The organism is Frankia sp. CcWB2, assembly GCF_977927585.1.
The window spans coordinates 2415-4234 of sequence record NZ_CDWRCM010000073.1 but is presented as its reverse complement, the minus strand read 5'-3'; the positions used below and the strand labels follow the sequence as shown (position 1 = coordinate 4234).

At 69.9% G+C, this 1820-nt stretch carries 2 protein-coding genes; both read right to left on the bottom strand.

Annotation, left to right across the window (positions count from 1 at the left end; translation table 11 throughout):
• Positions 1-184 precede the first annotated feature (184 nt).
• A complete protein-coding gene (locus ACY45C_RS10015; RefSeq protein ID WP_462187351.1) occupies positions 185-616 on the bottom strand; it encodes a hypothetical protein in 432 nt (143 codons plus the stop codon).
• Positions 617-739: 123 nt separating this feature from the next.
• A complete protein-coding gene (locus tag ACY45C_RS10010; RefSeq protein ID WP_462187350.1) occupies positions 740-1639 on the bottom strand; it encodes a hypothetical protein in 900 nt (299 codons plus the stop codon).
• Between the last annotated feature and the right edge of the window lie 181 nt (positions 1640-1820).

Here is a 1820-nt window from a genome sequence, read left to right as displayed (position 1 = left end):
CCCGGCCGGGCCGGGCCGGGCGCCCTGCCGGTCCTCCCCGCGCCGTTCCCCCGGCAGGGGCGCCCGTTCCCCCGAGGGCGGCATTCGCACCGTCCCCCGCCGCGGGACCGGACCGCCGGCACCGGCACGGCGGCCCCGGCCTGGGCCGAGCGGGTGAGCGCGGCCAGGTAGGCGGACGACCAGATCAGCAGGATCTCCCCGCCGAGGGTGAGATGCCGGTCCAGGTCGAGCGCGGGGTCGCCGGGGAGCGCCGTGTCCCCGGCGGGGTCGGGTCCCCGGCGGGGGCCGCGGTCAGCGGATGGCTCACAACCCGGTAGCCGGCCTGCTCGAGCTGCCAGGCCAGCCAGCGCGCCCACGCGGCGTCCCGCGGCGCGTTCGCGTGGGACAGGATGATGTCCCACGACGGACCCGCCGCGGCCGCCCCGACATCGGTACCCGCGTCCGGCCCGCCTCCGGCGGGCGCACCTGGAACACCTGGAACACCTGGCGAACCGGACTCCTTGGGCCCATTGGAAACATCGGGCACATCGGTCGGGGTGCTGCCCGCCCCGGCCGGGGGACCGTCCTCGCCGTCTGTGCCGCGGACGTGATCGGCCGCGGCGCTGCCCCTGCTCACACCCGGCAGCCTGCCACGCCCACCCCACCCCCAAAAAGATGATCATAAATGCCGATCGGGGGACGAGTCTGGCCGGTGCCGTTCCCGCCGCCGAAAGCGGACCGGTTACCGCCCCCTGTGCCGTCATCGGCAGGCCATTGTCACATCCGGTTCACCGTCACATCCGGTTCCCGTGGCGGGCCTTCCCCCCGCGGACCCGGCGGACAACGGCGATCCCGTGCCTGCGGGCGGATGCACGCCGTCGGTACGGGCGAGGTCTGGGAAGGCCCCGTCGGCAATCGGGGGGAGCATAAGCATCCGACGGTGTTCCGTTCGGTGCTCTGCGATGGCGCGGCGTAGCCGCCGGACACCGTGTCCCCCGATCCCGCAGAGCGCCTGATCGATTTCAGCGAGCCGTTCGTCGCACGTGGTGATCGCCTCCGCGGCCGCTCGGCTCTGCTCATCGAACGGCCTTCTGGTCATCTCCATGCTCAGGGCCAGGCAGGGATTGAACATACTTTTGTTGTCCAGGAGAGGAATCAGGTCGCCGGCGATCCGCCGGAGCTCCTCACCGGACAATTCACTGGGCATGCTCTTCGTGCCGAGAAGCCGGGTGAACCCGGCCATGATACTCTGGACATGCTGTTCGAACGACACGTCGGTGTCCGCCCGCGCCCCGTACGGGCCGTCGGTCGCGTGCGGGAAGGCCCGGCGATACAGCGCGGCGTACTCATCCAGTATGGTCTTTCGCTCCGCGGCTGGCGTCTTCGCGGCGGAGAACCACAGCCGAAGCTCCGTCTCGAAGTAAGCCCAGCGGGCGGCGGACCGCCCCGTTCCGGTCAGGTAGAAGCGGCCGATCCGCGCCGCGAGGTTGCGGTGTTCGTCCCGGCCCGCCCCGTCAGGGGCAAGCTCGTGGGCGATCGCACCCAACGACACTCCGTACCGTTTGTAGTGCTGCTCGTAGTCCTTGTAGCGGCGGGCCAGGAGGGCGTCGAGGTGGGAGTCCCCGGTCGCGCGCGGTGGCTGTTGTGGTTTACCGGACATGGCACCTTCTCGTGGACGATCGCGGGGACGCGGGAGCCGGAAAGAATGCGTCAGGAGTTGCCGCATTGGGGACGTAATGAAGTAACAAATACGTGATCGAGAGCATCATCGCAGGTCACAGGCCTGTGGAGGGTTCGAAACGCGCAAGTTATTTCATTTCGACTCCATTGACCCTCCGGAT